The sequence below is a fragment of the Streptomyces sp. 13-12-16 genome, from assembly GCF_002114215.1.
Taxonomy (GTDB): Bacteria; Actinomycetota; Actinomycetes; order Streptomycetales; family Streptomycetaceae; genus Streptomyces.
The window spans coordinates 1-18,184 of sequence record NZ_NCTE01001091.1; the positions used below are offsets into that span (position 1 = coordinate 1).

The 18,184-nt window shown below is 71.2% G+C and carries 13 protein-coding genes; 11 read left to right on the forward strand and 2 right to left on the reverse strand.

Features of this window, described 5'->3' with window-relative positions:
* Positions 1-126 precede the first annotated feature (126 nt).
* Together B7767_RS35680 and B7767_RS35685 are read right to left on the reverse strand one after the other, a co-directional pair.
* Entirely contained in the window at positions 127-2,070 is a 1,944-nt protein-coding gene (locus B7767_RS35680; protein ID WP_085575670.1) for a molybdopterin oxidoreductase family protein, read from the reverse strand.
* Entirely contained in the window at positions 2,067-3,038 is a 972-nt protein-coding gene (locus tag B7767_RS35685; RefSeq protein ID WP_085575671.1) for a 2-dehydropantoate 2-reductase, read from the reverse strand. The genes B7767_RS35680 and B7767_RS35685 overlap by 4 nt, the downstream gene beginning before the upstream one ends.
* Positions 3,039-3,216: 178 nt before the next feature.
* Between B7767_RS35685 and B7767_RS35690 the strand changes: the two genes are divergently transcribed.
* The 11 genes from B7767_RS35690 (at position 3,217) to B7767_RS35735 (ending at position 18,119) form a co-directional block, all read left to right on the forward strand.
* A complete protein-coding gene (locus B7767_RS35690) occupies positions 3,217-4,557 on the forward strand; it encodes an OFA family MFS transporter (RefSeq protein ID WP_085575672.1) in 1,341 nt (446 codons plus the stop codon).
* Positions 4,526-4,669, forward strand: coding sequence for a hypothetical protein (locus tag B7767_RS46845; RefSeq protein ID WP_179167435.1), 144 nt, complete (start codon positions 4,526-4,528; stop codon positions 4,667-4,669). Before B7767_RS35690 ends, B7767_RS46845 begins: the two co-directional genes overlap by 32 nt.
* A gap of 156 nt (positions 4,670-4,825) precedes the next feature.
* A complete protein-coding gene (locus B7767_RS35695) occupies positions 4,826-5,773 on the forward strand; it encodes a beta-ketoacyl-ACP synthase III (RefSeq protein WP_085575673.1) in 948 nt (315 codons plus the stop codon).
* A gap of 144 nt (positions 5,774-5,917) precedes the next feature.
* Entirely contained in the window at positions 5,918-6,595 is a 678-nt protein-coding gene (locus tag B7767_RS35700; protein WP_085575674.1) for a GntR family transcriptional regulator, read from the forward strand.
* A gap of 210 nt (positions 6,596-6,805) precedes the next feature.
* On the forward strand, positions 6,806-7,987 hold the full coding sequence (locus B7767_RS35705; RefSeq protein WP_085575675.1) for an ROK family protein: 1,182 nt from the start codon (positions 6,806-6,808) through the stop codon (positions 7,985-7,987).
* A 257-nt stretch (positions 7,988-8,244) separates the two neighbouring features.
* Positions 8,245-9,762: a sugar ABC transporter ATP-binding protein gene (locus B7767_RS35710; protein WP_085575676.1), complete on the forward strand. Its 1,518-nt coding sequence runs from the start codon at positions 8,245-8,247 to the stop codon at positions 9,760-9,762.
* Positions 9,759-10,778 carry an ABC transporter permease gene (locus B7767_RS35715; RefSeq protein WP_085575677.1) on the forward strand — a complete coding sequence of 340 codons (1,020 nt, stop codon included), beginning with the start codon at positions 9,759-9,761 and terminating at the stop codon, positions 10,776-10,778. The genes B7767_RS35710 and B7767_RS35715 overlap by 4 nt, the downstream gene beginning before the upstream one ends.
* Before the next feature lie 17 nt (positions 10,779-10,795).
* Entirely contained in the window at positions 10,796-11,836 is a 1,041-nt protein-coding gene (locus tag B7767_RS35720; RefSeq protein ID WP_085575678.1) for a substrate-binding domain-containing protein, read from the forward strand.
* A gap of 80 nt (positions 11,837-11,916) precedes the next feature.
* On the forward strand, positions 11,917-13,125 hold the full coding sequence (locus tag B7767_RS35725) for a Gfo/Idh/MocA family protein (protein WP_085575679.1): 1,209 nt from the start codon (positions 11,917-11,919) through the stop codon (positions 13,123-13,125).
* A gap of 14 nt (positions 13,126-13,139) precedes the next feature.
* Positions 13,140-14,138 carry a sugar phosphate isomerase/epimerase gene (locus B7767_RS35730; RefSeq protein WP_085575680.1) on the forward strand — a complete coding sequence of 333 codons (999 nt, stop codon included), beginning with the start codon at positions 13,140-13,142 and terminating at the stop codon, positions 14,136-14,138.
* 267 nt (positions 14,139-14,405) lie between these two features.
* Positions 14,406-18,119, forward strand: a complete 3,714-nt coding sequence (locus B7767_RS35735; protein WP_085575681.1) for a ThuA domain-containing protein — start codon at positions 14,406-14,408, stop codon at positions 18,117-18,119.
* Positions 18,120-18,184 lie beyond the last annotated feature (65 nt).

An 18,184-nucleotide genomic window follows, 5' to 3' on the forward strand; every position in this document is an offset into this window, starting at 1 on the left:
CGGGCCGCCCGGCCGCCGCGGGCCCAGCGCAGGTCCGCGTCGGAGCGGTCGGCGCCCTCCCAGGAGGACTCGGGCGGGCCGAGCAGGGCGTCGACGGCCGCGCGTTCCTCGTCCGTCGGCTTGCTGTCACCGAAGTGCAGGTCCATGGGTGCTCACCTTCTCGATCCGGATCGCCGACGCCTTGAACTCCGCGGTCCCCGCGATCGGGCAGTTCGCCTCGATCGTCAGCCGGTTGGTGTCCACCTCGTCGGGGAAGTGGAACGTCATGAACGCGAGCCCCGGCCGGAGTCCCGTGTCCACCCAGACCGGCGCCAGCACCGAACCGCGCCGCGAGGTCACCCGCACCTCCTCGCCGACCGCCACCCCGTAGCGCTCCGCGTCCTCCGGGCACAGTTCGACGTACTCGCCGCGCCGCAGGGGGGACGCGAAACCACCGCTCTGCACACCCGTGTTGTAGGAGTCGAGGCGCCGGCCCGTGGTCAGCCGGATCGGGTACTGCTCGTCGGTGAGGTCGACCGGCGGGTCGTGCCGCACGATGCCGAAGGGGGCGGGCCTGCCGCGCCCGGCCGGATCCGGATCCCACAGACGGCCGTGCAGATACGTGGGTTCGAGCGCGTCCGTGCTCGGGCACGGCCACTGGATGCCCTGGTGCTCGTCCAGACGCTCGTACGTCATCCCGTGGTGGTCGGGGGAGACCGAGCGCAGCTCGTTCCACACCGCCTCGGCGTCGGCGTACTTCCAGTCGTGACCGAGACGGGTGGCGAGGTCGCAGAGGATGTCGATGTCCTCGCGCGCCTCGCCGGGCGGGACCACGGCCCGGCGCACCCGCTGCACCCGGCGCTCGCTGTTGGTGGTGGTGCCCTCGGTCTCCGCCCAGCCGGCGGTCGCGGGCAGGACGACGTCCGCGAGCTCGGCGGTCTTCGTCAGGAAGATGTCCTGGACCACCAGGAAGTCCAGCTCCCGCAGGCGGCGTACCGTCTGTTCGCCGTCAGCCTCCGACTGGGCCGGGTTCTCGCCGATGCAGTAGACGGCCCGCAGGGAGCCGTCCTCCATGGCCTCGAACATCTCCGTCAGGGTCAGCCCGTGGTGCGGCTGGATGACGGTGTCCCAGGCCGACTCGAACTTCAGCCGTGTGCCGGTGTCGAGGATGTCCTGGAAGCCGGGCAGACGGTTGGGGATCGCGCCCATGTCGCCGCCGCCCTGCACGTTGTTCTGGCCGCGCAGGGGCTGCAGGCCCGAGCCGTAGCGGCCGACGTGGCCGGTCAGGAGGGACAGGTTGATCAGGGCGCGGACGTTGTCGGTGCCGTTGTGGTGCTCGGTGATGCCGAGGGTCCAGCAGAGCTGGGCGCGCTCCGCGCGGGCGTAGGCGTGCGCCAACTCCCTTATGGCCGCCGCCGGTACGCCCGTCACCTTTTCGGCCAGGGAGAGCGTCCACGGTTCGACGAGCGCCTCGTACTCCTCGAAACCCGTGGTGGCCCGCCGTACGAACGGCTCGTTGACCAGGCCCGCGTGGATGATCTCGCGGCCGACCGCGTGCGCCATCGCGATGTCCGTGCCGACGTTCAGCCCGAGCCAGCTCTCCGCCCACTCGGCGGTGGACGTCCGGCGCGGGTCGACCGCGTACATCCGGGCGCCGCCCCGCACGCCCTTCAGCACGTGCTGGAAGAAGATCGGGTGCGCGAAGCGGGCGTTGGAGCCCCACATCACGATGACGTCGGTGTGCTCGACCTCCTCGTACGACGACGTGCCGCCGCCCGAGCCGAACGCCGCCGACAGGCCGGCCACGGACGGGGCGTGGCAGGTGCGGTTGCAGGAGTCGACGTTGTTGGTGCCCATGACGACCCGGGCGAACTTCTGCGCCACGTAGTTCGTCTCGTTGGTCGCGCGGGAGCAGGAGAACAGCCCGAACGCGCCGCGCGCCGCCGCCAGGCCCCGCGCGGTCCGGTCCAGGGCCTCGTCCCAGCTCGCCCGGCGGAAGGGTGCGTCGCGCGAGTCCCGGACGAGGGGGTGGGTGAGACGGGTGTAGGTCTTCGGGCTTCGGTCGCGTTGCCTGCGGGCGGGTTTCCTCATGCGGCGCTCCTCAGCGCGAGCAGGTCCGACAGGGCGTGCACGGTGCGCAGGGTGGGCACCGGGACACCGGTGATCTCCGCCAGTTCGACGACGGCCGCGAGCAGGACGTCGAGTTCGAGCGGCTTGCCGCGCTCCAGGTCCTGGAGCGTGGAGGTGCGGTGGTCGCCGACCTTCTCCGCGCCCGCCAGCCGGCGCTCGATGGAGACGCCGACCTCGCAGCCGAGGGCCCCGGCGACCGCCAGCGTCTCGGCCATCATCGTCTCGATGACCCGCCGGGTGCCGCCGTGCAGGCACATCTGCCGCATGGTGGCGCGCGCCAGGGCGCTGATCGGGTTGAAGGAGATGTTGCCCAGCAGCTTCAGCCAGATGTCGTTGCGCAGGTCCGGCTCGACCGGGCACTTCAGGCCCCCCGCCCGCATGGCCTCGCTCAGGGCCAGACAGCGCGCGGAGACGCTCCGGTCCGGCTCGCCGATGGAGAAGCGGGTGCCTTCCACGTGGCGCACCACGCCGGGCCGTTCGAGTTCGGTGGCCGCGTAGACGACGCAGCCGACGGCCCGTCCGGGCGCGAGCACCGCACTGACCGCGCCCCGCGGGTCCACACTCTCCAGGCGGCGGCCGTCGTACGGTCCGCCGTGCCGGTGGAAGTACCACCAGGGGATGCCGTTCTGGGCGGCCACGACGGTCGTGGTGTCGTGCAGCAGCGGCTCGATCAACGGCCCGCACGCCGCGTACGAGTTGGCCTTCAGGCCCAGGAACACATGGTCGACCGGGCCGACTTCGGCCGGGTCGCCGGTGGCGTGGGGGCGCGCGGTGAAGTCGCCGCGCGGGCTGCGCACCCGTACTCCGTACTGCCTCATGGCCGCCAGGTGCGGTCCACGGGCGATGAGATGCACGTCGGCGCCCGCACGGTGGAGCGCGGCACCGACGTAGGCGCCGATCGCCCCGGCGCCGAGGACTGCGACTTTCATGGCGAGGGTAGCTCCGTCCGGTCGAGGGACACCGAGGACCACGGGAACCGCCGAATCTCTGTCGACGGAATATTGTCTACAGTATGGAGGTGGCCTCAGCAAGGCTTTGTGCAGTACCAGTGGTTGTCCGCTCAACCGTCTTCTCAACGGCCCCAGCCGTCCCTACGGTTGGGGACTCATGAGTCCCCCCGTCGCGCCGCCGGGCTGGAGCCGCTGGCTCGTCCCGCCCGCCGCGCTCTCCGTCCACCTCTCCATCGGCCAGGCCTACGCGTGGAGCGTGTTCAAGCCGCCGCTGGAGTCCGCGCTCGACCTCAGCGGCACCCAGAGCGCACTGCCCTTCCAGCTCGGCATCGTCATGCTCGGCCTGTCCGCCGCGTTCGGCGGCACCCTCGTCGAACGCCGGGGCCCGCGCTGGGCGATGACCGTCGCCCTGATCTGCTTCTCCTCCGGCTTCCTGCTCTCCGCCCTGGGCGCGGCCACCGAGCAGTACTGGCTGATCGTCCTCGGCTACGGCTTCGTCGGCGGCATCGGCCTGGGCATCGGCTACATCTCGCCCGTCTCCACGCTCATCAAATGGTTCCCGGACCGGCCCGGCATGGCCACCGGCATCGCCATCATGGGCTTCGGCGGCGGCGCGCTGATCGCCTCGCCCTGGTCGGCGCAGATGCTCGACTCCTTCGGCGCCGACAACGCCGGCATCGCGCTCGCCTTCCTCGTGCACGGGCTGACGTACGCCGTGTTCATGCTGCTCGGTGTGGTGCTGGTGCGGGTGCCGCGCACCGCCCGCCCGGTGGCCGGCGGGCCCGCCGCGGTCACGGGGCCGCAGGTCTCGGCCCGCTCCGCGGTGCGCACCCCGCAGTTCTGGCTGCTGTGGATCGTGCTCACCATGAACGTCACCGCGGGCATCGGCATCCTGGAGAAGGCCGCCCCGATGATCACCGACTTCTTCGCGGAGACCTCCGCACCGGTGTCGGCGACCGCCGCCGCGGGATTCGTCGCCCTGCTGTCGGCGGCCAACATGGCGGGCCGCATCGGCTGGTCGACCACCTCCGACCTCATCGGCCGCAAGAACATCTACCGGGTCTACCTCGGCGTCGGCGCGCTGATGTACGCGCTCATCTGGCTGCTGGGCGACTCCTCCAAGCCGCTGTTCGTGCTGTGCGCCCTGGTGATCCTCTCCTTCTACGGCGGCGGCTTCGCCACGGTCCCGGCGTATCTGAAGGACCTCTTCGGCACCTACGAGGTCGGGGCGATCCACGGCCGGCTGCTCACCGCCTGGTCCACGGCCGGTGTGCTCGGACCGCTGATCGTCAACCGGGTCGCCGACCACCAGGAGGAGGCGGGCCGGCACGGACCGTCCCTGTACGGGCTGTCACTGGTCATCATGATCGGGCTGCTCGTCGTCGGCTTCGTCGCCAACGAGCTGGTCCGGCCCGTCCACCCCCGTCACCACGTCCCCGCCCCCGAGACGGCGAAGGAGGCCGCCGATGACCGGCGAGAACAGCCAGAGTCCGCCTAGCAGCCCCGGCCGCAGAGGGCTCATCACCTTCTCCTGGCTGTGGGTGGGGGTGCCGCTCGCCTACGGACTGTACGAGCTCGTGCGCAAGGCGGCACAGCTCTTCACCGGGTGACCGCGGGCCCGGGGCGACCGCGGCCCCGGGCCGTCCGGGACCTGACGGAAGCCGACAAGCCTCGCACCCGTTTCCTGTCGCTTCACCTGCCCTCGTACCCGTGAGTCACTGATCAGACTGGTGCATCCCGCAACCGAACCACCAGGGGGATCGCCCATGATCGGCTCGCGCATCGTCGCCGTCGGCCACTACCAGCCCGCCCGGGTCCTCACCAACGAGGACCTGGAGGGCATGGTCGACACCAGCGACGAGTGGATCACGAGCCGCGTGGGCATCCGCACCCGTCACATCGCCGGGCCCGACGAACCGGTCGACGAGCTGGCCGCGCACGCCGCCGCCAAGGCACTGGCGGCGGCCGGCCGGACCCCCGCCGAGATCGACCTGGTCCTGGTGGCCACGTCCACCGCCATCGACCGCTCGCCCAACATGGCCGCCCGCGTCGCGGCCCGCCTCGGCATGCCCGGACCCGCCGTCATGGACATCAACGTGGTCTGTGCCGGATTCACCCACGCCCTCGCCACCGCCGACCACGCCGTACGGGCCGGCGGCGCGAGCCGGGTGCTGGTCATCGGCGCCGACAAGATGTCCGACGTGGCCGACTGGACCGACCGCACCACCTGCGTGCTGGTCGGCGACGGGGCGGGGGCGGCCGTGGTGGAGGCCTGCGCCCCGGGCGCGGAGGCGGGGATCGGCCCGGTGCTGTGGGGCTCGGTGCCCGAGATGGGCCACGCGGTGCGGATCGAGGGGACACCGCCGCGGTTCGCGCAGGAGGGGCAGAGCGTCTACCGCTGGGCGGCCACCCGGCTGCCGGTCGTCGCCCGCCAGGCCTGCGAGAAGGCGGGGCTGGCGCCCGAGGACCTCGCCGCGGTGGTGCTGCACCAGGCCAACCTGCGGATCATCGAACCCCTCGCCCGCCGGCTCGGCGCCGTCAACGCCGTCGTCGCCCGCGACGTCACCGAGTCCGGCAACACCTCGGCCGCCAGCATCCCGCTCGCCTTCTCCAAGCTCGTCGAACAGGGCTCGGTGACGGCCGGAGACCCGGTACTGCTCTTCGGCTTCGGCGGGAACCTGTCGTACGCGGGACAGGTCGTGCGCTGCCCCTGAACCCACCGCGGGTGTGACGAGGCCGACTCCCCGTACCCCTGGCACCCGTGCGCCGTAGACTGTAGACGAAAGACAATCACTACTGGCGTTGCGGTGCACCGGTGTTCGCGGCGGTGCGCGGCGCCGCCGAGGAGGGGGACCGCGATGCTGTCGACCGGACTGCCCCAGGGGGCGGTGCCCAGGCTCGAACGGCCGGGACCGCTGCGCGACCGGGTCTACGAGGCGCTGCTCGAACTCATCACCACCCGCGCCCTCCAGCCCGGCCAGCACCTCGTCGAGAGCGAACTCGCCGGCCACCTCGGCGTCTCCCGCCAGCCGGTGCGCGAGGCGCTGCAGCGGCTCAACACCGAGGGCTGGGTCGATCTGCGGCCCGCGCAGGGCGCGTTCGTGCACGAGCCGACGGAGGAGGAGGCCGACCAGCTCCTCACCGTCCGCACCCTGCTGGAGGCCGAGGCGGCCCGGCTGGCCGCGAGCAACGCCGACGGGGCGGGCGTGGCGGCCCTGGAGGAGATCCTGGCCGAGGGGCTCGAGGCCGTCGACGCCGACGACGTGGACGCCGCCGTCGCCCTCAACGCCCGCTTCCACGCCAAGATCATGGAGCTGGCCGGCAACGCCGTGCTCGCCGAACTCGCCGCCCAGGTCGACCGGCGCGTGCGCTGGTACTACACGCCCGTCGCCCGGCAGCGCGGCGGACAGTCCTGGGTCGAGCACCGCGAGCTGATCGCGGCCGTCGCCGCCCACGACGAACAACTGGCCACCCGGCTCATGCGCGAACACACCGAGCACACCCGGCGCTCGTACCACGCCCGCACGAAGTCCTGAGTGCGCCTTTCCGGCTGCTTTGCGACGGCTCTCCTCGTGCCCTCGCGGACTCCTTTGTCCTGTGAGTGGAAAAAGTAGGGGGCAATTCCTGCGCGACTTCTTCCCACCTCCGGCAGGCGCTGCTACTTTCCCATCCGAAGGAACGCCACACACGTGGCCGGAATCCGGCGCGCACAGGCCGATCGAGGCGGGGAGGGGCTCGTGAGACGTATGACAGCGCGACCCGCCAACGCACACCAGGCACGACTGCTCAGGCTGCTGCGCGACGGCGGGCCCAACTCCCGGGCCCAGCTCGGCGACCAGGTCGACCTCTCCCGGTCGAAACTGGCCGTGGAGGTGGACCGGCTGCTGGAGACGGATCTCGTCGTGGCCGACGGACTCGCCGCCTCGCGCGGCGGCCGGCGCTCCCACAACATCCGGCTCAACCCGCACCTGCGTTTCCTCGGCGTCGACATCGGCGCGACCTCGGTCGACGTCGCCGTCACCAACGCCGAGCTGGAGATCCTCGGGCACATCAACCAGCCCATGGACGTACGCGAGGGACCGGTCGCGGTCTTCGAGCAAGTACTCGTCATGGCCGCGAAGTTGAAGGCATCGGGGCTCGCGGAGGGGTTCGACGGCGCCGGCATCGGCGTCCCGGGCCCGGTCCGCTTCCCCGAGGGCGTCCCGGTGGCTCCGCCGATCATGCCGGGCTGGGACGGCTTCCCCGTGCGGGAGGCGCTCAGCCAGGACCTCGGCTGCCCGGTCATGGTCGACAACGACGTGAACCTGATGGCGATGGGGGAGCAGCACGCGGGCGTCGCCCGCACCGTCGCCGACTTCCTCTGCGTCAAGATCGGTACCGGCATCGGCTGCGGCATCGTCGTCGGCGGTGAGGTCTACCGCGGTACGACGGGCAGCGCGGGCGACATCGGGCACATCCAGGCCGTGCCCGACGGCCGCCCGTGCGCCTGCGGCAACCGGGGCTGCCTGGAGGCCCACTTCTCCGGCGCGGCCCTCGCCCGGGACGCGATGGAGGCCGCCGAACAGCGGCTCTCCGCCGAACTCGCCGGCCGGCTGGAGACGAACGGCACGCTCAGCGCCGTCGACGTCGCCGCCGCGGCCGCGGCCGGCGACGCCACCGCCCTCGATCTGATCCGCGAGGGCGGCAACCGCACCGGCCAGGTCATCGCCGGCCTGGTCAGCTTCTTCAACCCCGGCCTGGTGGTGATCGGCGGCGGGGTCACCGGCCTCGGCCACACCCTGCTCGCCGCGATCCGCACCCAGGTCTACCGCGGCTCACTGCCCCTGGCCACGGGCAACCTGCCCATCGTGCTGGGGGAGCTGGGACCCACCGCCGGAGTCATCGGCGGGGCCCGGCTGATCAGCGACCACCTGTTCTCACCCGCGTAAGCAGCCTTCCCCCGCTCCTTCGTCGCACCCGCTCCAGGCACCACCGCATCCGCGTCACGGCACCCGCTCCGAGTACGACCGCATCCGCGTCACGGCACCCGCTCCACCGCACCGGCTTCCACCGCACCCTTCTCCGCCCCGGAACAGCCCACCCGTACCAGGCACCGCCACCGCCCTACCCCGCCCTGCCCGAAAACGCCTGCCCCGCAAGGGGATCGCCCTGACACCGGCCCGTACGCCCGCCGAGGGGAATCCGCATGGCACCACAACCACCGCTGCTCAGCATGTCCGGCATCACCAAGTCGTTCCCCGGAGTCCGGGCCCTGGACGGCGTCGACCTCGACGTCCAGGCCGGCGAGGTGCACTGCCTGCTCGGCCAGAACGGCGCCGGCAAGTCCACCCTGATCAAGGTGCTGGCCGGCGCCCACCAGCCCGACACCGGCACCATCCGCTGGCGCGGCGAGGACGTCACCCTGCGCTCGCCGATCGCCGCCATGCGCCTCGGCATCGCCACCATCTACCAGGAACTCGACCTGGTGGAACACCTGTCGGTCGCCGAGAACGTCCACCTCGGCCACGAACCCACGGCCGCCGGTTTCGTCGTACGGGGGAGGGCCGCCAGGTCGTCGACGGCCGAACTCCTCAAGCGGCTCGGCCACCCCGAGGTGGACCCGGCCCGGCTGGTCGGCGAACTCTCCGCGGCGCAGCAGCAGATCGTCTCCATGGCGCGGGCGCTCTCCCACGACGTACGGCTCATCGTGATGGACGAGCCGTCCGCCGCCCTCGACCCGGACGAGGTCGACAACCTCTTCCGCATCGTCGGCGACCTCACCGCCGACGGCGTCGCCGTCGTCTACATCTCGCACCGCCTGGAGGAGATCCGGCGCATCGGCGACCGGGTGACCGTCCTCAAGGACGGCCGGGCCGTGGCCGGCGGACTGCCCGCGAAGTCGACGCCGACCCGCGAGGTCGTCGCGCTGATGACGGGACGCAACGTCGAGTACGTCTTCCCGGAGCGGCCCACCGCCGCGCCGCCGGGCGAACCGGTGCTGACCGTGGAAGGGCTGTCCCGCCGGGGCGAGTTCGCCCCGCTCGACCTCCAGGTGCGCCCCGGGGAGATCGTCGGACTCGCCGGACTCGTCGGCTCGGGACGCTCCGAGATCCTGGAGACGATCTACGGCGCCCGCAAGCCCGACACCGGCCGGGTCCTCGTCGACGGACGCCCGCTGAGGCCGGGCAGCGTACGGGCCGCCGTGCGCGCCGGACTCGGGCTCGCCCCCGAGGAACGCAAGGCGCAGGCCCTGCTGATGCTGGAGTCCGTCACCCGCAACGTGTCGGTCTCCTCCATGTCCCGCTTCGCGAAGGCCGGCTGGATCGACCGCGGTGCCGAACTGGGGGCGGCTCGCGCGGCGGTCCGCGAGCTGTCGCTGCGGCCCGACAACCCGGACGTGCCCGTGCGCACCCTGTCCGGCGGCAACCAGCAGAAAGCCGTGCTCGCGCGCTGGCTGCTGCGTGGCTGCCGGGTGCTGCTGCTCGACGAACCCACCCGGGGCGTCGACGTCGGCGCCCGCGCCGAGCTCTACGCGGTCGTCCGCCGGCTGGCGGACGAGGGCCTCGCCGTACTGCTGGTCTCCAGCGAGGTGCCCGAGGTGCTCGGCCTCGCCGACCGCGTCCTGGTGCTGCGCGAGGGCAGCGTCGTCCACACGGCGCCCGCCCGCGAACTCGACGAACACCGTGTACTCGACCTGGTCATGGAAGGAAGCCCGGCGTCATGACGCAGCCCGTCTCCCCGCCGCGGGACAGCGCCCCCAAGGTGCCGTCGGCCGGCGAAAAGCCCGCCTGGCGCGCCGTGCTGTTCCGCGCCGACGTCCGCACGCTGTCGCTGCTCGGCGTGCTCGCCGTACTGATCCTCATCGGCGGCATCACCAAACCGGACCAGTTCCTGGACACCCGCAACCTCCAACTGGTCCTCACCCAGGCCTCCGTCATCGGTGTCGTCACCGTCGGCATGACCTTCGTCATCATCTCCGGCGGCATCGACCTGTCGGTCGGCGCGATCGTCGCCCTCGCCTCGGTGTGGGCGACCACGGTCGCCACCCAGGAGTTCGGCTTCGCGGGCATCCTCTTCACCGCCGTCCTCGTCGGACTGGGGTGCGGACTGGTCAACGGGGTGCTCATCGCGTACGGCGGGATGGTCCCGTTCATCGCCACCCTCGCCATGCTCGCCTCGGCCCGCGGCCTCGCCCTGCAGATCACCGACGGGCGGACGCAGATCGTCACCGTCGACGGCGTCCTCGACCTCGGCGAGCGCGACTCCTACATCCTCGGCATACCGCCGCTGGTCCTGGTGTTCGCCGCGGTCACCGTCATCGGCTGGCTGCTCCTCAACCGGACCACCTTCGGCCGCCGCTCCGTCGCCGTCGGCGGCAACGCGGAGGCCGCCCGGCTCGCCGGCATCGACGTACGCCGCCAGCGGCTCTACCTCTACCTGCTGTCCGGGCTGTGCTGCGGCATCGCCGCCTTCCTGCTGATCGTGCTGGCCGGCTCCGGCCAGAACACCAACGGCAACCTCTACGAACTCGACGCCATCGCCGCCGCGATCATCGGCGGCACCCTGCTCACCGGAGGCCGCGGCACCATCGTCGGCTCCGTCCTCGGCGTCCTGATCTTCACCACGATCACCAACATCTTCGCCCTGAACAACCTGCAGAGCGACGTCCAGCAGATCGCCAAGGGCGCGATCATCGTCGCCGCCGTGCTGGTCCAGCGCCGTACCGCGAGCACGACCTGAGGAAAGGGTTCACCGCCATGCCAGAGTTCACCAGCCGCAGAGGACTGCTCTTCGGAGCGGCCGCCGTGTCCGCCGGCGCCCTCGTCACCGGCTGCACCAGCAACGAGTCCAGCGACGACGAGCCCGCGGCCAACGACCAGCCGGCCGCCGACGACAAGCCCGGCAAGCCGGTCACCATCGGCTTCGCCGGACCGCAGGCCGACCACGGCTGGCTCAACGCCATCAACGACAACGCCAAGAAGCGGGCGGAGAAGTACTCCGACGTCACCCTGGAGATCACCGAGGGCTCCAACGACACCGCCCAGCAGATCGGCCAGATCGAGACCCTCATCAACAAGAAGGTCGACGTCCTGGTGATCCTGCCCGCCGACGGCAAGGCCCTCACCCAGGTCGGGCTGAAGGCGATGCGCGCCGGCATCCCCGTCGTCAACCTCGACCGGATCTTCAACACCCCGCAGGCGTACCGCTGCTGGGTCGGCGGCGACAACTACGGCATGGGCCTGAACGCCGGTCACTACATCGGCGAGAAGCTCAAGGGCAAGCAGGGCGCCAAGGTCGTCGAGCTGGCCGGCCTGGACAACCTGGAGCTGACCAAGCAGCGCACCCAGGGCTTCGACGACGCGCTGAAGAACTACCCCAACATCCAGAAGGTGGCCCGCCAGGCCGCCGAGTTCACCGTCGAGTCCGGTCAGGCCAAGACGGCCCAGCTCCTCCAGGCCCAGTCGCAGATCGACGCACTGTGGAACCACGACGACGACCAGGGCGTGGGCGCGCTGCGCGCCATCGAACAGGCCGGGCGCGACGAGTTCCTGATGGTGGGCGGCGCGGGCGCGCTCGCCGCGTTCGAGGCCATCAAGGCCGACAACGGTGTCCTGAAGGCCACCGTCCTGTACCCGCCGACGATGGCCGCCTCCGCGATCGACCTGGCCCGCGCCCTCGGACAGAGCAAGGGCGTGAGCGGCCTCGCGGAGTTCGAGATCCCCTCGTCGGTGACCTGCTACTCGGCCGTCGTCGACAAGGAGAACGTGGACCAGTACATGTCCACGGGCTTCAAGTGAGGAGCCCCGCCCCACGGGCCTGACCAGCCCCCCGGGCGGGGCCCACCCCCGCCCGCCACGACGACGAGGAGGACATCCGAATGGCACAGCCGCAAGCGTCCGACGGGGCTCAGAGGGGGAAGCCACCACTGCGCATCGGCATGGTCGGTTACGCCTTCATGGGCGCCGCCCACTCCCAGGGCTGGCGCACCGCGCCACGCGTCTTCGACCTGCCGCTGAGCCCCGAACTGGCCGTGATCTGCGGCCGGGACGCCGACGCCGTGCGCGCGGCGGCCGACCGGCACGGCTGGGCGGAGACCGAGACGGACTGGCGTGCCCTGGTCGAACGGGACGACATCGACCTCGTCGACGTCTGCACCCCCGGCGACAGCCACGCCGAGATCGCGCTCGCCGCGCTCGCCGCGGGCAAGCACGTGCTGTGCGAAAAGCCCCTCGCCAACACCGTCGCGGAGGCCGAGGCGATGACCCGCGCCGCCGAGGAGGCGGCGGCGCGCGGCCAGTCGGCGATGGTCGGCTTCAACTACCGCCGGGTTCCCGCGACCGCGCTGGCCCGGCGGATGGTGGCCGAGGGCCGGATCGGGAGGCTGCGGCACGTACGGGTCGCGTACCTGCAGGACTGGCTGGTCGACCCGGAGTTCCCGCTGACCTGGCGGCTGCGCCGCGAGCAGGCCGGCTCCGGTTCGCTCGGCGACCTCGGCGCGCACATCGTCGACCTGGCGCAGTACCTGTCCGGCGAGCGGCTCGCGGGTGTCTCCGCGCTCACCGAGACGTTCGTACGGGAGCGGCCGCTGCCCACCGCGCCCAGCAGCGGCCTGGCCGCCGTCACCGCCGCCGGCACCGGGCAGGTCACCGTCGACGACGCAGCCGTGTTCACCGGCCGCTTCGCCTCCGGCGCCCTCGCCTCCTTCGAGGCCACCCGGTACGCCACCGGACGCAAGAACGCCCTGCGCATCGAACTCAACGGCGAGCGCGGGTCGCTCGCCTTCGACCTGGAACGGCTCAACGAGCTGGAGTTCCACGACGGCACCGAGCCCGGTACGCACGCGGGCTTCCGCCGCATCCTGGTCACCGAACCCGAGCACCCCTACCTCGATGCCTGGTGGCCGCCGGGCCACGGCCTCGGCTACGAGCACACCTTCGTGCACCAGGCCCGCGACCTGGTCCACGCGGTCGCCGAGGGCCGCAGTCCCGAACCCTCCTTCGCCGACGGGCTCCAGGTGCAGCGCGTCCTGGCCGCGGTGGAGGAGAGCGCCGAGAAGAACTCCGTCTACACACCGATCGCCGCCTGAGAGGACGGATACGGATGCCGCGCAACTTCACGCTCTTCACCGGCCAGTGGGCGGACCTGCCGCTGGAGGAGGTCTGCCGACTCGCCCGTGACTTCGGCTATGACGGCCTCGAACTCGCCTGCTGGGGCGACCACTTCGAGGTGGACAAGGCGCTCGCCGACCCGTCCTACGTCGCCGGCCGCCACCAGCTCCTGGAGAAGTACGGCCTGAAGTGCTGGGCGATCTCCAACCACCTGGTGGGGCAGGCGGTGTGCGACGCCATCATCGACGAACGCCACCGGGCGATCCTGCCCGCCCGCATCTGGGGCGACGGCGAGGCCGAGGGCGTACGGCAGCGGGCCGCCGCCGAGATCAAGGACACCGCGCGCGCCGCGGCCCTCCTCGGTGTCGACACCGTCATCGGCTTCACCGGCTCCGCCATCTGGCACCTGGTCGCCATGTTCCCGCCCGCCCCCGAGTCGATGATCGAGCGCGGGTACGAGGACTTCGCCGAGCGGTGGAACCCGATCCTGGACGTCTTCGACGCCGAGGGCGTGCGGTTCGCGCACGAGGTCCACCCCAGCGAGATCGCCTACGACTACTGGACGACCGTACGCGCCCTGGAGGCGGTGGACCGCCGGCCGGCCTTCGGCCTCAACTTCGACCCCTCCCACTTCGTGTGGCAGGACCTCGACCCGGTCGGCTTCCTGTGGGACTTCCGCGACCGGATCTACCACGTCGACTGCAAGGAGGCCCGCAGGCGCCTCGACGGCCGCAACGGCCGCCTCGGCTCCCACCTGCCCTGGGGCGACCCGCGGCGCGGCTGGGACTTCGTCTCCGCCGGCCACGGCGACGTCCCCTGGGAGGACGTCTTCCGCATGCTGCGCTCCATCGACTACCGGGGCCCCGTCTCCGTCGAGTGGGAGGACGCCGGCATGGACCGGCTGCAGGGCGCGCCCGAGGCGCTGACCCGCCTCAAGGCCTTCGACTTCGAGCCGCCCAGCGCGTCCTTCGACGCCGCGTTCAACAGCTGATCCGCACGCCCGACGGCAGGTCGGGGACGGGGGCCGGCACATCCGCCGGTCCCCGGTCAGACCTGCCCTCGTCCCGCTTTGTCCTGAGTTGGGAAAAAGTTCAACCGGTCCTGCTCCAAGGGGTGTTCGCCCCGGAAGAACGCGGTTACCGTCCCTGAAGTGTTCAGGACACTCACGCCCCCGGGGTGACGGCGCACCCCGGCACCCGCACGCACCGCACGTCTTCGCACCCGTTCCGTACGGCCCACCCGTTCCCGGAGGGACTTCGTGCACAGAAGCAGACTCACATCCGCCCGGACCACGAGGCGTCCCAGACTCCGTACCACCCTCGCCCTGTTCACCGGCCTGTTGCTGGCCGTGGGCACCCCGGCGACCGTCGCCGGCGCCCACCCGGGTCACCCGGAGCACGACGGGGCGGCAGCCGCCGAGGGGCAGTTCCAGCAGGTACCGCTCGCCAAGGGCGAGCCCGAGATGGGCGAGCCGATGTCGCTCGCCGTGCTCCCGGACCGCAGCGTCCTGCACACCGCCCGCGACGGCACGCTGCGCCTCACCGACCAGGGCGGCGTCACCAAGGTCGCCGGCAGGATCCCCGTCTACAACCACGACGAGGAGGGCCTGCAGGGCGTCGGCATCGACCCGGACTTCGAGAACAACCGGGCGATCTACCTCTACTACGCCCCGCCGCTCGACACCCCCGCCGGAGACGCCCCGGAGAACGGCACCGCCGAGGACTTCGAGAAGTTCGACGGCGTCAACCGCCTCTCCCGGTTCGTCCTCAACCCCAACGGCACGCTGGACCTGGCCAGCGAGAAGAAGGTCCTGGACGTCGCGGCCTCCCGCGGCACCTGCTGCCACGTCGGCGGCGACATCGCCTTCGACGCCGAGGGCAACCTCTACCTGTCCACCGGCGACGACACCAACCCCTTCGCCTCCGACGGCTACACGCCGATCGACGAGCGGGCGGACCGCAACCCGGCCTTCGACGCCCGCCGCAGCTCCGGCAACACCAACGACCTGCGCGGCAAGATCCTCCGCATCAAGGTCGCCGAGGACGGCTCGTACACCGTCCCGGAGGGCAACCTCTTCGCCCCGGGCACCGAGAAGACCCGCCCCGAGATCTACGCGATGGGCTTCCGCAACCCGTTCCGGATGAACATCGACAAGAAGACCGGCACCATCTACGTGGGCGACTACGGCCCCGACGCCGGTGCCGCCGACCCGAACCGGGGCCCGGCGGGACAGGTCGAGTTCGCCAAGGTCACCGGGCCCGCCAACTTCGGCTGGCCGTTCTGCACCGGCGACAACGACGCCTACAACGACTACGACTTCGCCACCGGCGCCTCCGGCGAGAAGTTCGACTGCGCCGCCCCGAAGAACACCTCCCCGCACAACACCGGCCTGGTCGACCTGCCGCCCGCGCAGGCCGCCTGGATCCCGTACGACGGCGGTTCCGTGCCCGAGTTCGGCACCGGCTCCGAGTCCCCGATGGGCGGCCCGGTCTACCGCTACGACCCCGAGCTCGACTCCAGCGTGAAGTTCCCCGAGGCGTACGACGGCGACTTCTTCGCCGGCGAGTTCGGCCGCCGCTGGATCAAGCGGATCGAGCAGAACGAGGACGGCACGGTCGCGACGATCAACGACTTCCCGTGGACCGGCACCCAGATCATGGACATGGAGTTCGGCCCCGACGGCGCGCTCTACGTCCTCGACTACGGCGTCTCCTGGTTCCAGGGCGACGAGAACTCCGCGCTGTACCGGATCGAGAACGCCGAGGACGGCTTCTCCCCGATCGCCGAGGCCGGCGCGGACAGGACGTCCGGAGCGGCCGGGCTGAGGGTCAAGTTCACCGGCAGCGCCAAGGACGCCGACTCCCCGGACCTCACCTACGGCTGGGACTTCGGCGACGGCACCAAGGGCGAGGGCCTCACCCCCACCCACCGCTACAAGAAGGTCGGCACCTACACCGCGACCTTCACCGCGAAGGACGCCGAGGGCAACACCGGCAACGCCAGCGTCCGGATCGTGGTCGGCAACACCGAGCCCACGGTGAAGATCACCGTGCCGGGCAACGGCAGCCTGGCCGCCTTCGGCGAGCCCGTGCCGTTCAAGGTGACCGTCACCGACCCCGAGGAGACCGTCGACTGCTCCAGGGTCAAGGTCGCCTACAGCCTCGGCCACGACTCCCACGCCCACGAGCTGACCAGCGAGACGGGCTGTGAGGGCACCCTCAAGCCGCCCGCCGGGGACGGCGGCCACGACCCCAACGCCAACATCTACGGTGTCGTCGGCGCCAGTTACACCGACGGCGGGGCGAACGGCCAGGAGGCGCTGACCGGCACCGCCCGCACCGTGCTCCAGCCGCTGCACCGCCAGGCCGAGCACTTCACCACCCAGCAGGGCGTTTCGGTCATCGACAAGACCGGTGCCAACGGCGGCAAGACCGTCGGCAACATCGACGACGGCGACTGGATCTCCTTCAGCCCCTACAAGTTCGACGGGCAGAAGAAGATGACCGTACGGGCCTCCTCCGGTGGCTCCGGCGGCTTCATCGAGCTGCGCACCGGCTCGCCCACCGGCAAGCTGCACGGCTCGGCGTACATCCCGCCGACCGGCGGCTGGGAGACGTTCCAGGACGTCGACGTGCCGCTGCGGTCCCTGCCGAAGAAGACCACGGAGATCTACCTGGTCTTCCGGGGCGGCGAGGGCGCGCTGTACGACGTGGACGACTTCGAGTTCTCCAAGGAGCCGTTCAAGGCAGGCAAGAAGGTCCTGGTCTTCTCCAGGACGGCCGGCTTCCGCCACGACTCCATCCCGGAGGGCGTCGCCGCCCTGAAGGAGCTGGGTGCCCCGGCCGGCATCTCGGTCACCGCGACCGAGGAGGCCCGGCAGTTCACCACCGCCAACCTCGCCAAGTACGACGCGGTGGCCTTCCTCTCCACCACCGGCGACGTCCTGAACGCCGAGCAGCAGAAGGCGTTCGAGAACTACGTCAAGAACGGCGGCGGCTACATGGGCATCCACGCCGCCGCCGACACCGAGTACGACTGGGAGTTCTACGGCGGCCTCGTGGGCGCCTACTTCGACTCGCACCCGGCCATCCAGAAGGCCACCGTGCGCGTCCACGACCACGACCACCCGTCCACCGCGCACCTCGAGGACACCTGGGAGCGCACCGACGAGTGGTACAACTACCGCACCAACCCGCGTGAGCAGGCCAAGGTCCTCGCCACCCTCGACGAGACCACCTACGACGGCGGCACCATGAAGGGCGACCACCCGATCGCCTGGTGCCAGAGCTACGGCGGCGGCCGCTCCTTCTACACCGGCGGTGGCCACACCAAGGAGTCGTACGCCGACGAGGCCTTCCGCACCCACCTGCTCGGCGGCATGCAGTACGCCACCGGCCAGGTGAAGGCGGACTGCAAGCCGGACAAGGGCTACCGGGAGATCTTCAACGGCCAGACCCTGGACGGCTGGAAGCAGGCCGGCCCCGGCAAGTTCAACGTCAAGGACGGCACGCTGGAGTCCGAGGGCGGGATGGGCCTGCTCTGGTACCAGGCCAAGGAGCTGAAGTCGTACTCCCTCACGCTCGACTGGAAGATGCGGGGCGACGACAACTCCGGGATCTTCGTGGGCTTCCCGGCCTCCGACGACCCCTGGTCCGCGGTGGACAAGGGCTACGAGATCCAGATCGACGCCACGGACGCGGCCGACCGCACCACGGGCTCCGTCTACTCCTTCAAGTCGGCGAACATCAAGGCCCGTGACCAGGTCCTGCGCCCGCCCGGCCAGTGGAACTCCTACGAGATCAAGGTCCAGGGCGAACGCCTCCAGGTGTTCCTCAACGGAGTCAAGATCAACGACTTCACCAACAAGGACCCCGAGCGGAGCCTGACCGACGGCTACATCGGTCTGCAGAACCACGGCGCCGACGACCAGGTCTCCTTCCGCGACATCCAGCTGAAGGAACTGCCCTCCTAGGGCGAACCGCCCTCCCGGGGCAACCGGAACGGCGGCGGGCGGAGGACGCCGGACCTCCGCCCCCC